14 protein-coding genes are annotated in these 14,980 nt (G+C 45.2%); 9 read left to right on the forward strand and 5 right to left on the reverse strand.

Annotated elements, in window-relative coordinates; all coding sequences use genetic code 11:
* The first annotated feature begins 253 nt into the window (after window positions 1-253).
* A complete protein-coding gene (locus J0895_RS12255; protein ID WP_207088375.1) occupies window positions 254-1,405 on the forward strand; it encodes an NAD-dependent epimerase/dehydratase family protein in 1,152 nt (383 codons plus the stop codon).
* A 34-nt stretch (window positions 1,406-1,439) separates the two neighbouring features.
* Here the strand turns inward: J0895_RS12255 and J0895_RS12260 are convergent, their stop codons facing one another.
* A complete protein-coding gene (locus J0895_RS12260; protein WP_207088376.1) occupies window positions 1,440-1,604 on the reverse strand; it encodes a hypothetical protein in 165 nt (54 codons plus the stop codon).
* A gap of 226 nt (window positions 1,605-1,830) precedes the next feature.
* Between J0895_RS12260 and J0895_RS12265 the strand changes: the two genes are divergently transcribed.
* From J0895_RS12265 to J0895_RS12285, 5 genes are all read left to right on the forward strand, one after another.
* Complete coding sequence (locus J0895_RS12265) at window positions 1,831-2,964, forward strand: glycosyltransferase (RefSeq protein ID WP_207088377.1); 1,134 nt, start codon at window positions 1,831-1,833, stop codon at window positions 2,962-2,964.
* Between the two features lie 171 nt (window positions 2,965-3,135).
* Window positions 3,136-5,706 (forward strand): adenylate/guanylate cyclase domain-containing protein, encoded by a 2,571-nt coding sequence (locus J0895_RS12270; protein ID WP_207088378.1) that lies wholly within the window; start codon window positions 3,136-3,138, stop codon window positions 5,704-5,706.
* A 135-nt stretch (window positions 5,707-5,841) separates the two neighbouring features.
* On the forward strand, window positions 5,842-6,321 hold the full coding sequence (locus J0895_RS12275; protein WP_207088379.1) for a hypothetical protein: 480 nt from the start codon (window positions 5,842-5,844) through the stop codon (window positions 6,319-6,321).
* Window positions 6,322-6,324: 3 nt separating this feature from the next.
* A complete protein-coding gene (locus J0895_RS12280) occupies window positions 6,325-7,581 on the forward strand; it encodes a pentapeptide repeat-containing protein (RefSeq protein ID WP_207088380.1) in 1,257 nt (418 codons plus the stop codon).
* A gap of 114 nt (window positions 7,582-7,695) precedes the next feature.
* The gene (locus J0895_RS12285; RefSeq protein WP_207088381.1) at window positions 7,696-8,196 is read left to right on the forward strand and encodes a type III secretion system chaperone family protein; all 501 of its coding nucleotides are present in this window, start codon (window positions 7,696-7,698) and stop codon (window positions 8,194-8,196) included.
* Between the two features lie 149 nt (window positions 8,197-8,345).
* Here J0895_RS12285 and J0895_RS12290 read toward each other — a convergent pair whose 3' ends face one another.
* From J0895_RS12290 to J0895_RS12300, 3 genes are all read right to left on the reverse strand, one after another.
* Complete coding sequence (locus tag J0895_RS12290; RefSeq protein WP_207088382.1) at window positions 8,346-9,176, reverse strand: ABC transporter permease; 831 nt, start codon at window positions 9,174-9,176, stop codon at window positions 8,346-8,348.
* Window positions 9,177-9,321: 145 nt separating this feature from the next.
* A complete protein-coding gene (locus J0895_RS12295; RefSeq protein ID WP_340643500.1) occupies window positions 9,322-10,113 on the reverse strand; it encodes an ABC transporter ATP-binding protein in 792 nt (263 codons plus the stop codon).
* A gap of 182 nt (window positions 10,114-10,295) precedes the next feature.
* The gene (locus J0895_RS12300; protein ID WP_207088383.1) at window positions 10,296-11,345 is read right to left on the reverse strand and encodes an ABC transporter substrate-binding protein; all 1,050 of its coding nucleotides are present in this window, start codon (window positions 11,343-11,345) and stop codon (window positions 10,296-10,298) included.
* A gap of 487 nt (window positions 11,346-11,832) precedes the next feature.
* On the opposite strand from J0895_RS12300, the gene J0895_RS12305 reads away from it, so the two are divergent.
* The 3 genes from J0895_RS12305 (at window position 11,833) to J0895_RS12315 (ending at window position 14,095) form a co-directional block, all read left to right on the forward strand.
* Window positions 11,833-12,288: an NUDIX domain-containing protein gene (locus tag J0895_RS12305; RefSeq protein ID WP_207088384.1), complete on the forward strand. Its 456-nt coding sequence runs from the start codon at window positions 11,833-11,835 to the stop codon at window positions 12,286-12,288.
* A gap of 95 nt (window positions 12,289-12,383) precedes the next feature.
* Entirely contained in the window at window positions 12,384-13,061 is a 678-nt protein-coding gene (locus J0895_RS12310; RefSeq protein WP_207088385.1) for a class I SAM-dependent methyltransferase, read from the forward strand.
* 293 nt (window positions 13,062-13,354) lie between these two features.
* Window positions 13,355-14,095, forward strand: coding sequence for an SDR family oxidoreductase (locus tag J0895_RS12315; protein ID WP_207088386.1), 741 nt, complete (start codon window positions 13,355-13,357; stop codon window positions 14,093-14,095).
* 1 nt (window position 14,096) lies between these two features.
* On the opposite strand, the gene J0895_RS12320 is transcribed toward J0895_RS12315, so the two are convergent.
* On the reverse strand, window positions 14,097-14,980 hold an 884-nt coding region (locus J0895_RS12320; protein ID WP_207088387.1), incomplete at its 5' end, for a glycosyltransferase family 2 protein.

Consider the following 14,980-nt stretch of genomic DNA (forward strand, 5'->3'; position numbering starts at 1 on the left):
TTAAATTAGGGATTTTGTAGTAAACTGCGTGACTTGGCTTCCTTCACATCAAGAGGACCCCACCCTAACCCTCCCCTTGCCAAGGTCCGGGGACCGGAAGTGCCGGTTAAGGTTAAATTAGGGATTTTGTACTGTGGTATTCCTTAATGCAGATTTTTTGGGAAAATCTCTGAACTCGCCAGATGCAAATATCCCACAGGTGGCACAAACCTGGTAGAGTTACCGAGTATTGGCAAGCAAGATTCATCTACCTATGAGAGTCCTGGTTATTGGCGGTGACGGCTATTGCGGTTGGGCAACTGCGCTTTACCTATCCAATCACGGTTACGATGTCGCAATTTTAGATAGTTTGGTGCGTCGGCATTGGGATATGCAACTCTGCGTTGAAACCCTAACGCCGATCGCCCCGATTCAGCAACGATTGCAGCGTTGGCGCGATTTAACTGGCAAGTCTATTGATCTGTTTGTTGGGGATATCACTGATTACGCTTTCTTAAGTAAGGCCCTCCATCAGTTTGAACCGGATACGATTGTTCACTTTGGTGAGCAGCGATCGGCCCCCTTCTCGATGATTGATCGCGACCATGCGGTTCTCACTCAAGTGAATAACGTGGTGGGAACCCTGAATCTGCTTTACGCCATGAAGGAAGATTTCCCTGACTGCCATCTGGTGAAGTTAGGCACAATGGGCGAATATGGCACACCAAATATCGATATTGAAGAAGGCTATATCACCATTGAGCATAACGGGCGCAAAGATACCCTCCCCTATCCGAAGCAACCGGGAAGTTTCTATCACTTAAGTAAGGTTCACGATAGTCACAATATCCAGTTTGCTTGCAAAATTTGGGGTCTGCGTGCCACGGACTTGAACCAAGGGGTGGTTTATGGGGTCCTGACGGAAGAAACCGGCATGGATGAGATGCTGATCAACCGTCTCGATTACGATGGCGTGTTTGGAACGGCACTCAACCGCTTCTGCATTCAAGCGGCAGTGGGACATCCCCTGACGGTGTATGGCAAAGGCGGACAAACCCGAGGATTTTTGGATATTCGGGACACGGTGCGCTGTATGGAACTGGCGATCGCCAACCCAGCAGAACCGGGTCTATTCCGAGTCTTTAACCAATTCACCGAACTATTCAACATCGGTGAACTGGCACTGAAGGTGAAACAAGCTGGGATTGCAATAGGACTGAACATCGAGATTGACCACCTGGAAAACCCCAGAGTTGAACTCGAAGAACATTACTTTAATGCCAAAAATACCAAACTGCTGGATTTAGGTTTAGAACCCCATTATCTATCCGATTCCCTCCTTGATTCTCTGCTGAATTTCGCCGTCAGATACCAGAACAGAATCGACAAAAATCAGATTCTGCCTAAAGTATCTTGGCGACGTTAACCCCCTGATGCAGCGTCTTACAAGAGTAGGTTTTTTACGAACGGTCCCCGGACCTTGGCAAGGTCCGGGTTAGGGTGGGGTCTACGCGCAAGCGCGATCTCGCTTGCGCGTAGAAAGAGGTTGGACTAGCCTCCATACAGGCGTGATCGCCGGAAAGAGTGCGTAACTCAGGCGATCGCCACATCACGGGAGACCCCACCCTAACCCTCCCCTTGGCAAGGGGAGGGAACCGGAGGTGGAATTAATAGTAAGGCGAATTTGACGCGAGCGGGATTCTATATCCTGCCTACATTTCTTAAAGGAGTGTGAGCTTCTAGCTCGCGAGTGACAAGAGCTAGAAACTCGCACTATCATTCATTTACCCATTGAAAATGCTGAAGTTGCTCAGAGGCTGACCTCAATCCCTTGCGTAACTAAAATTTAAGATGAGAATCGCACTTTTTACCGAAACCTTTTATCCCAAAGTTGATGGCATCGTCACCCGACTTTGCCGCACTGTCGAACAACTGCAACGCGCTGGAGATCAAGTCCTCGTCTTTTCTCCCGACTACGGCATTACCGAATACAAAGGCGCCGAAGTTTACGGCGTTACCGGGTATCCCTTACCCCTCTATCCCGAACTCAAATTAGCCTTTCCCACCCCGTCTTTACGGCACAAACTTGAAACCTTTAAACCCGATTTAATTCATGTCGTCAACCCCGCTATTTTAGGAGTCGGGGGAATTTACTACGCGAAAAGTCTGAAAATTCCCTTAGTTGCCTCCTACCATACCCACCTCCCCAAATATTTGCAACATTATGGGTTAGGAATGCTCGAACCCTTGCTCTGGGAACTACTCAAAGCGGCTCATAATCAAGCCGAATTGAACTTGTGCACCTCAATGGCAATGGTGGAAGAATTGCGAAATCATGACATTGAACGGGTGGATTTGTGGCAGCGTGGGGTGGATACGGAGTTATTCCAACCTCATTTAGCCAGTCGAGAAATGCGGAGTCGCCTCAGTCAAGGACATCCTGACAGTCCCCTGCTGCTGTATGTGGGACGACTCGGTGCCGAGAAAGAAATCGATCGCATTAAACCCGTGCTCGCAGCCATTCCTAATGCCAGATTAGCCTTAGTCGGTGATGGACCCACTCGCCAACAACTCGAACAACACTTTGCCGGGACTCCCACCCATTTTGTCGGCTATTTACATGGAGAAGAATTAGCCAGCGCCTTCGCCTCTGCCGATGCCTTTATTTTCCCATCAAGAACGGAAACCCTAGGTTTAGTGCTTTTAGAAGCAATGGCAGCCGGTTGTCCCGTGGTTGCTGCTGCCAGAGGTGGGATTTTGGATATTGTTACTGATGGGGTCAACGGGTACCTATTTGATCCCGATGAGGATAATGGTGCGATCGCCGCCACCCAACGCCTCCTCGCCAACCAAATCGAACGCCAATCCCTCCGCCAAAATGCTCGCAAAGAAGCCGAACAATGGGGATGGCAAGCGGCAACGGCACAACTGCGACGCTATTACCAAACCATCCTAGATTCTGGTCGTTTGCCTCTTGCTGCCTGAGTGCGATCGCCCTTATCCTCCTGACTTGGCTCTACCGAGTCACGAGGACCCTTATCTCCTCGATCTCCCCGATCTCCCACACCTCCCCCACCTCCCCAATCTCCCCACATTTCCCAGGGGTAGCGTACCATAGAGATCAGGCAAATCTGAGCCGGTAAGCGTTGATAAAACATGACATTTTCAGGCAGTGGTAGCGTTCTAGCGGCTTTAACTCGGGTGGGTCGCATGGGGGAGTTGACCCGGCGGGTCAAGGATATGCAGGTTGGCGAATTTGTCTGCATCCTTGATTTTATTACGGCAGAATTTCAACAATGTCTGCTGGCGATCGATCTGATTAATAATGAAGCGCTCGAAATTCTTTTAGAACAACTCCTCGATGCCTTCACCCTCAAAATTAGTCAAATCCTGCAAGCGGAACGGACGACTATTTTTTTAATTGACCAAGAAAAAGAGCAACTTTGGTCAAAAATTACCCAAGATGAAACTGGCAAGAGTACCGAAATCCGCTTACCCATCCAGATCGGGATTCTCGGTCATGTTGCCTGCAATGGGGAAAGTGTCAATATTGCCGATGTTCGCAATCATCCTTTATTTCAAGCGGAAGTGGATGAACCCCCGGGATGCGACCCGCAAAATCTCCTCTGTGAACCCATTTTTAGCAGCAAAGACCCCGATCGCGTGGTTGCTGTTGTTCAGGTCCTCAATAAAATGTCTGAGGTGCCTTTCAACCGCGAGGATCAGCTTCAATTTGCCGGGTTTGCCTCTTCTATTGCAATTATTCTGGAAAGTTGTCAATCGTTTTATGTGGCGGCCAGAAATCAACGCGGGGTGAGTGCGTTACTGGAAGCAACGACGACTTTAGGTCAAAGTCTGGATCTGGAAACGACGTTACGCGCTGTGATGGACCGCGCTAAGGATTTAATGCAGGCCGATCGCAGTACATTATTTTTACTCAGCAAGGAAACCGACGAACTCTGGACGAAAGTCGCCAAGGCAGATGGCAAAACGATGGTGGAAATCCGAATTCCGGCGAATCGCGGCATTGCCGGTTATGTTGCCTCCACGGGTCAAACTCTGAATATTCATGATGCCTATCTTGACCCCCGGTTTGACCCCACCACTGACCGGAAAACCGGGTATGAAACCGCTACGATTCTTTGTATGCCGGTTTTTAATGCGTCGGGGGAGTTAATCGGGGTGACTCAACTGATTAATAAACACAAGGGGAGTTTTAATTCCTCTGATGAAGCGTTTTTGCGCGCTTTTAATGCTCAGGCGGGAATTGCTTTACAAAATGCGCAATTGTTTGAAAGTGTTTTGCTGGAAAAGCAATATCAAAAGGATATTTTAGAAAGCCTTTCCGATGCGGTGATTTCTACCAATATGGAAGGGAAAATTGTCACGATTAATGAGGCGGCTTTAGAGTTGCTGGGATGTCCAATTCTGAAGGATGACCACAAGCAGAGCGATCGCCAGTTTCAGCGGGAAAATAAGCAAAAACTGCTGTTATGGCAGCAAAAGTTACAAGGCCGCTATGTCTGGGAAGTTGTGCCAATCGACCATCTGAGATTTCGCTTAGAGGATGCTTTACAAAATGCTGCACGCCATTTTGTCCCGGAACAAAGTTTAACTATTGGGTTAGTCAAGTTGGACGAAACGAATATAGAAAGTGCGATTTTAGTGATTGGCGATCGCAATAATCCGGAGTCTTATATCGCCTGGAATGAACCGGGTGAAACTGCCATAAAATACACGAAAAGTCAAGTTAAAGAAATCGAACGCAGTCTCAATCTCACGGTGAATCCCTTAACGAACCCGGAAGGGGGAGTCCGGGGTGGATTAGTGGTTTTAGAAGACATCAGTCGCGAAAAACGGATGAAAACTACCATGTATCGCTACATGACTCCTGGAGTTGCGGAACGAGTCATGGCATTGGGGGAAGATGCTTTAATGGTGGGAGAACGCAAAGAAGTCACCATTTTATTCTCGGATATTCGCGGTTATACAACCCTCACGGAAAACCTGGAAGCCGCCGAAGTTGTCTCCCTTTTAAACAACTATTTCGAGACAATGGTAGAAGCGGTGTTTAACTGCGATGGTACTTTGGATAAATTTATTGGAGATGCGTTAATGGCCGTATTTGGCGCACCGTTACCACTGAAAGAACACGCTTGGAAGGCGGTGCAATCGGCCTTAGATATGCGACGGCGTTTAGATGAATTTAACTCTCAGCAAAAAGAACATAATATTCGCATTGGCATTGGAATTAGTTCTGGGGAAGTGGTTTCTGGAAATATTGGCAGTCAAAAGCGGATGGATTATACCGTGATTGGGGATGGAGTGAATTTGAGTGCGCGGTTAGAAAGCGTGACTAAGGAATATAAATGTGACATTATTATTAGCGAATTTACTTATCAACTTTGTAGCGATCGGATATGGGTGAGAGAGTTAGATAAGATTCGGGTGAAGGGGAAAAATCAAGCGGTAGGGATTTATGAATTAATCGGCGATCGCCAAACTCCCCTAGATACTGAAAGAGAGAAATTCTTAGACTTTTATAGCGCTGGACGTGCGGCGTATATCTCTAGGAATTTTCCCGAATCGATTACTCTCTTTCAATCCGCAGGGGCAATTTATCCCGAAGACCAAGCGGTTAAAATTCACATTCAAAGAGCGGAGGATTACATTAAAATACCACCGCCAGAGGACTGGGATGGTGTGCATACCATGACGACCAAGTGAGTGGGTTTGTAGGTGTCCCTCAATCGGCGATCGCCCCATTCCAAGGCTGTAGGAAGGATGTAAAATAATGGGTATAAGTGGTTAAAATTGCCAGAAAAAGGAGGATTGTAACAATGCAACCAGCCGTAGGGTGATATGAGTCCCAAGGAAAACAAACAACAGAATCTCCGGAAACTCGTAATAAAACCAACCCATCCAAATGCTAGACTAATTCAAAACCCAGAAACTCGGTTTCCCCGTGAACAAGCGATCGCGGTGGATGAGGCTCAGGACATTATAAATCAGTTATACCGCAAAGATGCAGAGTACGGAGATGGCAGTTCCGCTTTCATGGTTATGAAGGAACAATTTGAAGGAGGAGTCGGGAAGGACCCAAAGCCTATCAAAAAAGATACGCTTCACACAATCAAGTGTAGGCAATCCATCACCTGCTTAGAAAAGATCCGAGTAAGTTGCCGCCTATCAAAATTACTACCCCCTGAAGCAAAAGATAAAATCCAAGCGGAAATACAAAAGATGGAAGAGGCGCTGCAATGGACTGAACAGTACCGCAACGGCGAAGATCCAGAGATTCCGACATGGGCCAGACCTTGGAGAGATCAGTTAGGAAAATAAGCAATGGATATTGTTAAACAAGATAAAAGGCAATCAACTCGATATATGGGGGCGAACTGGCAGGGGATGCCACCTCCGGTCTCGCTTAAACCAAACGACACTTTGATCTGCTGCGATCTTAGAAACAGCCAGTTGGATGGACTTGATCTGTCCGGGGTTGAGTTTTTTGGTTGTCGTTTGAATGGGACATCCTTTCGAGCCGCAATCCTGCGCGAGACTCGATTCATTGGTTGTTTCTCTTCTGATGAAGCGTCACCGACGGATTTTAGCAATTCTATTCTAGAAAATATCAGGTTTGAATGCTCGCATATTAATTTTAAAGACCCAACTCTTGCGGAGTCTTTGTGGGGGGATCTTTTAATGGTATCGGATTTATTAGATCCGCGTTATCCGATTGGCAAATGGCCTATTGAAGTTGCTGAAGTTGCCACTCAAACCCTGTCTGCACGCAATGATATTAGATACGAAGCGGCGATCGCACTGGGAGAATTAAATAACCCAGTTGTCACGCCACTACTGGGTTGTTTGTTGGCGGATCCAGAGTGGGAGGTGAGATCGGTTGGCCTTCAAGTCTTAGCAAATTTGCGACAAGAGCAATTCTTCCAACGCGATCGCTGCTTATTGGAGTGGATGTTCTTTCGCCTGGGAGATGAACATTCTATTGTCAGATACACCGCGTTAGAACTGGTTGAATCAATTTTACCACCCGATGATATCTTGCTTACGGCGATCGAGCAGATCATGCGGGGGTCATTTGCTGAACAACAGGTTAGTCTTCGATCCGTGATTAGAGTCTGCGAAACCGATAGATATTCCCAGTTGTTGAAGCGACTCGATCAGTTTGTACTGCCTGTGATTTATAAAATGATGGCCGGGTCAGCAGAAGATCAACTGGCTGGACTCTATGCGGCGATAGATTTGTGTGCAATTGACAAGATTTATTACAGATTAATCGACCGACATATCATTAAAAGTTTACAATCGAGTGAAGATGCTGAGGTTCAAGAGCAAGCTTCAGAGCTTCGCCAGTTGATGAGCAACCCATATATCTTTCCTGGGTTATTACAAAATTATTCCGAGTTCAAACAAAAGACTACCGGGGGTCAAGAGTTGGCAGAACTACTCAAAACATTAAAACGTGATCACCAAGAAGAATTATCATATCACATTACAAAATACAAGGTTGAACCGTCAAAAATTTGGAAAACCATGCCACCCAAGCGGCCTCATTTAATCAATCAACGACCTTGGCTTCGATAAATACCGATACATATTAATTTTTTCTTGAGAGGATTCCACAAAAATATCGGAACAAGGATTTATCAAGAAAAAATTAATTTCTAATCCAAGAAAAAATAGTAAAAGAAGTAAACCATGACAGAAAATATTTTGCAAGCCCCTGAAATAATCGAAGAAAATACTTCACCAATGCCAATTTACTTGGCTTTGATTAATTTTTTACGAGAAAATGATTTAGCTTTTATAGAATCAGAAGAAAATGGTACTTTGGGTTTAGTTGTCGAAGGCAATAATGGCAGATACACTTGCTACGCCATAGCCAGAGAAAAAGAGCAGCAAATGATATTCTACTCTCTATTTCCTATAAACGTTCCCGAAGCCAAGCGTTTAGCTATAGCCGAATTCATTACCAAAGCAAATTATGGGATGATGATTGGCAATTTTGAATTAGACTTTCAAGACGGTGAAATTCGCTTTAAAACAAGCATTGATGTAGAAAACGATTGCCTGACCTCTGCTTTAATTAAAAATTTAGTCGCGGCAAATCTCGCAATGATGGATCACTATATGCAGGGACTTATGTCAGTTATTTATGGAAATGTTTCGCCAGACGAGGCAATTGCTCAGATAGAGTAATCCCCAATCCCATTGTCAAAGACCTGCTTTTTATGAATAGAAGCGCATTAGAGGTTCTGTATCTGTAGCCGCACCCTTGAATTTATCGGGTTTATTAGACCTACGAAAACTGGATTGACGATAGTTAGGAATCCGGCAAAAAGAGCTCGTTAACTATCCCGTTTGACTGACCCTTCATGCCATTCCCCTAAGACCCAATCCGATATCCTCGATAAGGTAACAAAAATGATAATCCCCAATACGGTAACCATAAATAAGGCGGCAAACATTCTTGGAATTTGCAGATTGTAGCTGGCAATTAACATTTGATAGGCAATACCAGAATTTGCCCCTCCTGTTCCGGCGACAAATTCAGCTACCACAGCACCAATTAAGGCTAATCCCCCACTAATTCTTAATCCGGATAAGAAGTAAGGTAAGGCACTCGGCAGGCGCAAATATAGCAGGGTTTGCCACCGGGAGGCTTTGTACAGGCGAAATAAATCTCGTAAGTTGGGGTCGAGACTATTTAAGCCAAAGGTGCTATTAGAAATAATCGGAAATAAGGCCACAATCCAGGCACAAAGCACCAAAGCTCCAAAAATATTGTTTTTGAACCAGATAATAATTAAGGGGGCGATCGCCGCGATGGGGGTGGTTTGCAAAACAATGGCATAGGGATACAAACTTTTTTCGATCCACTTGCTTTGGGACATCAGGACCGCGAGTAACAAACCGGAAACCGCAGCGGTAAAAAAGGCGACCACCGTAATTTTAAAGGTGGTAATTAAAGCGGGAAATAAAATGTTCCAATCCGTAAATAAAGTCTTTAATATCAGCAAGGGGGCGGGTAAGAGATAGGGGGGCGTATGGGTAACCCGCACCCCTATTTCCCAAGCGGTTAAGACGATGATTCCGACGAGTATCGGAGCAATTGTATCCAGGGAAATCAACCGTCTCCAGTTGATTTTTTGCCAAAACAAGGCCATTTCTTTTTTCATCTGGTTTTATCAAAATAGGGGATAATTTGGATTCATTGTAGCGCGATCGCCCCGCTTCCGGTTAAAATTCGATACCCATTTTCATGCCCCATTCCGCATTGGATGGGAAAAACCCCACACCCGGGAGAGCCCACAGGGGTAGCACTTACTGGAATGATGAACGAGGGACTTTAACCGGGGATTCCTCCATCGTGTGGGATAAAGCCGATGCCACTTCTCGGCAATATTTTAGATAAACCTCACTGGTCCGAAATTCATCTGTGCGGGGTAACGGTTCATCAATTTTAATATCAGCAACGACTCGTCCAGGACGCGCTGCCATCACCACAACCCGCTTGGATAAATACACCGCTTCGTAAATATTATGGGTGACAAATAGCACCGTTGGGCGCTGTTTATTCCATAATGAAAGTAACTCATCATTGAGGTTAGTTCGGGTGATATCATCCAATGCCCCAAAGGGTTCATCCATCAGTAAAACCTGGGGTTCAGTGATGATAGACCGGGCAATTGAAACCCGCATTTTCATCCCTCCTGAAAGCTGCCGGGGATAGGCTTTTGCGAAGTTTTCCAGTCCGACTAATTCCAGGGTTTTATCGACCGTGGTATCGGCAATTTTTTTCGAGACCCCGGCTAATTTTAGGGGTAAGCGGACGTTCTCTCGAACCGTGGACCAAGGCATTAAGGCTGGTTCTTGGAAGACAAAGGCAATTTGCTCTTTTAAGGTGCGATCGGCCCATAATATTTCACCCCCACTTTTATCGATTAGTCCAGCAATAATTCTCAGCAGCGTACTTTTTCCGCATCCTGACGCGCCGACTAAACTCACAAAATCTGAGGCGTTAACGGTCAGATTGACATCTTTAAGGGCGACAACCCCATTGTTGAAAACCTTGCTCACCTGGGTAATCGCGATCGCGGCTTTAGTGTTCATCATTTCTCCGTAACGTATTAACGAATTCCTGGAATCATTCCGGGGAAGTTATTCCCACTGTTTCAGGATAAAAACCTCTCCTAAAACGCTTGCATAAGACCTAGTTTTTTAGAAAAATCTTTATAAAAAATTTACCCAAAAACTAGGGTGAAACATCAAGTTTTATAAAAACTTTACTCCAAATTTTAGGATTGGTAATAGTCAACTCCTTTATTAATAAAATCTAAAGTATAAGCATCTTTATAGTTTATTTTGGCATTTAAAACCCCTATTTCAATCAATTGTTCATATAAAGTTTTCCATCGGTCCTCTGTCATAGCCCCAATGCCTAAAGTGTTGGCATCCCCAAAATTGATCGCCTGATATTCTTCTATCTTTTCCAACGCGAAGGCTATCAAATCATCGGTCATTTCTGGATTATCTTGTTTAATCAACTCATTTCCTAACGTTGGTTCTGCTAAGTAACGATACCATCCCTTGATAGAAGCATCCATAAATCGTTGGACTAAATCGGGATTAGTTTCGACTAATTGATTAGTAGTTTCTATGGTAAAATTATAAGGATTTAAACCCGTTGCCTTGAGGGGTAACACTACCGGCTTAAACCCTCCCACCTGTTCAATAATATAAGGTTCAGAGGTTAAAATCCCCTGTTGTGCCGAATTATTATCCACTAAAAACGGCGTCACATTAAAATTGTAAGGGCGTTGTTGTCCTTGGGTATAACCGTACTGTTTTTCTAACAAAGGCCAATAAATAATACTCAGCCCTGGGGTAATAAAAATCGTCTTGCCCTTTAGGTCCGCTAAAGAGTCATTGCCGACTCCCGGATGAGCGAGTAAAACTTGAATTTCATCCTGAAAAATTGACCCCAGGGTAACTTTAGGAATGCCTTGTTCAATCGCTTGTAAAGCATTGACCGCTTGACCAATAGCAAAATCCATTAATCCCCCCATTAACATTTGGGTAATATTTCCCTGGGGTGGAAGGGGTTGAATTTCTACGTCTAATCCGTACTCTCGATAAAGTCCTGTCGCCACCGCCTGATAAAACCCGCCATATTCCGCTTCAGCTTTCCAGTTCAGTCCCAATCTAATCCGATCCAGATTTCCATCATTTTGAGAAGCTGATTGATTAGCATTTTGATTGGTACAGGCGGCTAACAGGCTGGTGCCTAATGCAATTCCACCGGCTTTGACGAACTGGCGACGATTCAAATTGTAGAAATTATTCATGATTTTTAGAGTTATTTTCAAAGTCAATTATAGAGGATATTTCGATGGAAATCGGATTTTCAACCTCCGGAAACCGGACCTTGATCCTGATATTGTCTTGAAATTTAGATCCTTAACAAGGGAGTAAATTCATGGAGGTTGTCGCCGAGATTATACCAGATTAGGGGCATCCGGCGATCGCCACAAGGGGTCAGATTCTCCCCAAACAACCCTTTGACCCTCTCTCAATGAACTCACAAATCTAGGTTTTTTACAAATTTCCCGATTGAGTCGGCGTCAATTCACCGCCAATTCCTTCCCCTGGGTAAAGGCTTTCTGATTCAAACCCTGACTGGGGTCCCCCTCTTTACGGGGTTGTCAAGCGCCCCTAGACCTAGGTCCCTGGACCTCTTACCGGCGATCGCCTCTCCCAACCTCCCAGGGGAACTCCCGGGAATAAAAACAATTAGACATGGTAAAATTGCCCATAAAACTATTTTTTAAACCCATGACCCCTCCCAACCCCCTGGTCCCCTTGCCCTTAGAGAAACAATTTCCTTTAACCACTGTAGGCGCATTAGTGGGCAATTCAAGTGGAACAGTTTTGATTGTTAAAACCACCAAATGGACGGGAACATGGGGAGTACCAGGCGGAAAAGTAGAATGGGGTGAATCCCTAGAATCTGCCTTGATTCGAGAGTTTCAAGAAGAAGTCGGTTTGAACTTAACTCAAATCCGCTTCGCCTTACTTCAAGAAGCTGTTCTAGATACTCAATTTTTCAAAGAAGCGCATTTTATTCTGGTTAATTATTATGCGTTTTCAGAAACTGAAACCATCACCCCGAATGAAGAAATTGAAGAATGGGCTTGGGTGAATCCTTTCGAGGCCCTAGAGTATCCCCTCAATACCTATACTCGTCTGTTGGTTAGAGACTATATTAGTTTAATGGAAAATCCGTTTTAAACTGTGCTAAACCATTCATAAATCATGATAAAAGAACAAAGGGGTCTATTGATTCGTCTCCTGATCCTGCCCCAAAAAATTAGGTTAAATTCAAGATGCCAGAACCATTGTACAACCAACAATTCTATGAAAATCAACAACAGGGGTCCGTGGAATCGGCCCAAGTTGTTGTGCCGATGATCCAGAATCTTATTCAGCCCCAAAGTGTCGTGGATGTCGGCTGTGGTGTGGGGAGTTGGTTATCGGTGTTTGATGCCTGCGGCGTTGAGGATTATTTGGGAATCGATGGGGACTATGTGGATCAAACCATGTTGCTAATCCCCCCATCCAAATTTCAAGCCGGGGACCTGATCCAACCGATTCATTTAACTCGCACTTTTGACTTAGCGGTTTCCCTAGAAGTGGCGGAACATTTACCCCATGATCAGGCGGAACAATTCGTCAAAACTTTAACGAGTTTAGCACCAGTGATTCTATTTTCCGCAGCCATTCCCTTTCAAGGGGGAACCGGTCATGTTAATGAACAATGGCCAGAATATTGGCAAACCTATTTTAATCGGTGTGGATATATTCTGTTTGATGTATTTCGGGCCAATCTTTGGAATAATGAAGCGGTTCAACCCTGGTATCGGCAAAATATTTTTCTTTATCTTAGAGAAGATAGAATTGAAAAATATCCCCGAGTCAAAGAAGCGGTAGAAGGGCAAAAATCCTTACCCCTCTCAGTTGTTCATCCTGAAACTTATCTCTATAACATTAATCTTGTCAAGTAACGACTGATTCGGAATCCGGTTTTTTGAGGTCTGCTAAAACCTATATCCGATCCTTTATCAGTTGTGGAATGCCCTCACCCCTTTCTCGTCGGCGGCCCAAAGGGGGTCGAAGGGGGTCGAAGGGGGTCGAAGGGTCGAAGGGGGTTTGGGGTGAGGGTTTTACCATACAGACATGAAAAACGCTATATACCCTTTGGGCTGTAGGTTTTAGTGGGATGGGAGTTGTCTGTTGAGTGGCTTGTCAAAATGCTCAATTTGTGGTTTGTTAGAAGAAGGAAATATCTGTTAATCAAATGGACCTTAATGGAAAAGTTGCCCTCGTGACTGGGGGTGGAATTCGGGTAGGACGCGCACTGGTTTTGGCATTAGCGAAAGCTGGATGCGATGTGTTGATTCATTATGGACAATCGGCAGATGGGGCGATGGAAGTCAAGGCAGAAGCGGAATCTTTGGGGGTCAAGGCGATCGCCTACTCGGCTAATTTGTCCGATCCGGTGGCAACGGAAACCGTGATTCCGAAAGCGATCGAAGCCTTTGGAAAAGTTGATATTCTAATTAATAGCGCCTCAATTTTTCCGGACGAAGACCGATTTTATCAGACCGATGTGGCCTTATGGGACCGCATTTTTGCCATTAATCTTCGGGCCCCATTTCAACTCTCTCAAGCCTTTGCTAAACAAATTCCCCCCGATGGACAGGGGAAAATTATTAATATTAATGATGCTCGAATTCCCCGTCCCAATACCGACCATTTTGCCTATCGGTTGACCAAGCGGGGTTTGTGGGATATGACCGAAATGATGGCTTTAGAATTAGCCCCACGAATTACTGTGAATGCTTTAGCATTGGGACAAATTTTGGAACCGCCCGGGGAACCGGACCCAGAAGCATTTCTGAAAGCCTTTGCCGAAGAGCATATCCCCTTGAAATTTTGTGGAAATCCCAAAGTAGTGACTGACAGTGTGTTCTTTTTACTGGGTCAAGAGTTCTTAACGGGGAGCACGATTACCCTCGATGGGGGTGAAAATATTTAGCTTACCCGATCGCCGTTGCAACGGCTTCTAATTCAGGTTTGAACCAAGCGGCCCGTCCGTTTTCAGTCAAGTCGAGGAATGCCTCTAAATTTTCACAGCGTCCTTCCTGCATATACCGATAAAACACGCGATTCAAGCGCTGATTTTCAGAAAACTCGGCGATCGCTGCCTTGTAAATTGAATCGGTAAGTTCCAGTTCCTGGGCTGCCAAGGCATCAAAAATTTGCTGATAGCCGATTTCAATGGTCTCGAAAGCTCGTTTGGATTGAGTAATCGAATTGTCGCGCTTGTAATAGCGGTATAACGAGTCCGGATGAATTGGTATTGTTTCGACGCGGCTTAACAGTTCTAAATTGAACAAAACATCCGCAGCAAAAGCGAATTTTCTCCATCCTTTCCCTAAAAATTCTCGGCGGAATACGGGGAAAAAAGGAACCCGAGGGGATAAAATATCTTGTGCCGTTGCCCAAGTGATGGTGGTGCGATCGCAGAACGGGCGCTTATAAAGAACTAAGTCTTGATTATAAACGCCAGTATTGTCGATCGCTGCTCCATATTCTATCGCCAGAGGCACTAACTCCACCAAGCGGTTAGGTGCATAGGCATCATCGGCATCTAAATTGGCAAAAATTTCACCCTGAGCAATAGCCGTCGCAGCGTTCCGGGCGGGGGATTCTCCTGTTCCCCAACCTTCGGTGTAGGCTTGTTTAAAGCGCGGGTCTTGAATGCCTTGATCCGCAAGAACTGCTAAATAATCAACGCCATCATTGGAACCAATCACCGCTTCCCAATTGCTATAGTGTTGTTCTTGAAGACTTTGAATCGTCAAGGCGATCGTCTCTTGGGCACGATAGGCTGGAATGATAATGCTAACTAACGGTTCAA

The organism is Phormidium pseudopriestleyi FRX01 (assembly GCF_017313335.1).
GTDB classification, from domain to species: Bacteria; Cyanobacteriota; Cyanobacteriia; order Cyanobacteriales; family Laspinemataceae; genus Laspinema; species Laspinema pseudopriestleyi.

What these genes read in the sequence shown, in the direction of transcription:
- J0895_RS12290 (WP_207088382.1), bottom strand. Translation starts at nt 9,176, where the DNA reads ATGAAAAAAGAAATGGCCTTGTTTTGGCAAAAAATCAACTGGAGACGG.
- J0895_RS12275 (WP_207088379.1), top strand. Translation starts at nt 5,842, where the DNA reads ATGAGTCCCAAGGAAAACAAACAACAGAATCTCCGGAAACTCGTAATA.
- J0895_RS12270 (WP_207088378.1), top strand. Translation starts at nt 3,136, where the DNA reads ATGACATTTTCAGGCAGTGGTAGCGTTCTAGCGGCTTTAACTCGGGTG.
- J0895_RS12265 (WP_207088377.1), top strand. Translation starts at nt 1,831, where the DNA reads ATGAGAATCGCACTTTTTACCGAAACCTTTTATCCCAAAGTTGATGGC.
- J0895_RS12305 (WP_207088384.1), top strand. Translation starts at nt 11,833, where the DNA reads ATGACCCCTCCCAACCCCCTGGTCCCCTTGCCCTTAGAGAAACAATTT.
- J0895_RS12280 (WP_207088380.1), top strand. Translation starts at nt 6,325, where the DNA reads ATGGATATTGTTAAACAAGATAAAAGGCAATCAACTCGATATATGGGG.
- J0895_RS12255 (WP_207088375.1), top strand. Translation starts at nt 254, where the DNA reads ATGAGAGTCCTGGTTATTGGCGGTGACGGCTATTGCGGTTGGGCAACT.
- J0895_RS12310 (WP_207088385.1), top strand. Translation starts at nt 12,384, where the DNA reads ATGCCAGAACCATTGTACAACCAACAATTCTATGAAAATCAACAACAG.
- J0895_RS12300 (WP_207088383.1), bottom strand. Translation starts at nt 11,345, where the DNA reads ATGAATAATTTCTACAATTTGAATCGTCGCCAGTTCGTCAAAGCCGGT.
- J0895_RS12285 (WP_207088381.1), top strand. Translation starts at nt 7,696, where the DNA reads ATGACAGAAAATATTTTGCAAGCCCCTGAAATAATCGAAGAAAATACT.
- J0895_RS12315 (WP_207088386.1), top strand. Translation starts at nt 13,355, where the DNA reads ATGGACCTTAATGGAAAAGTTGCCCTCGTGACTGGGGGTGGAATTCGG.
- J0895_RS12295 (WP_340643500.1), bottom strand. Translation starts at nt 10,113, where the DNA reads ATGATGAACACTAAAGCCGCGATCGCGATTACCCAGGTGAGCAAGGTT.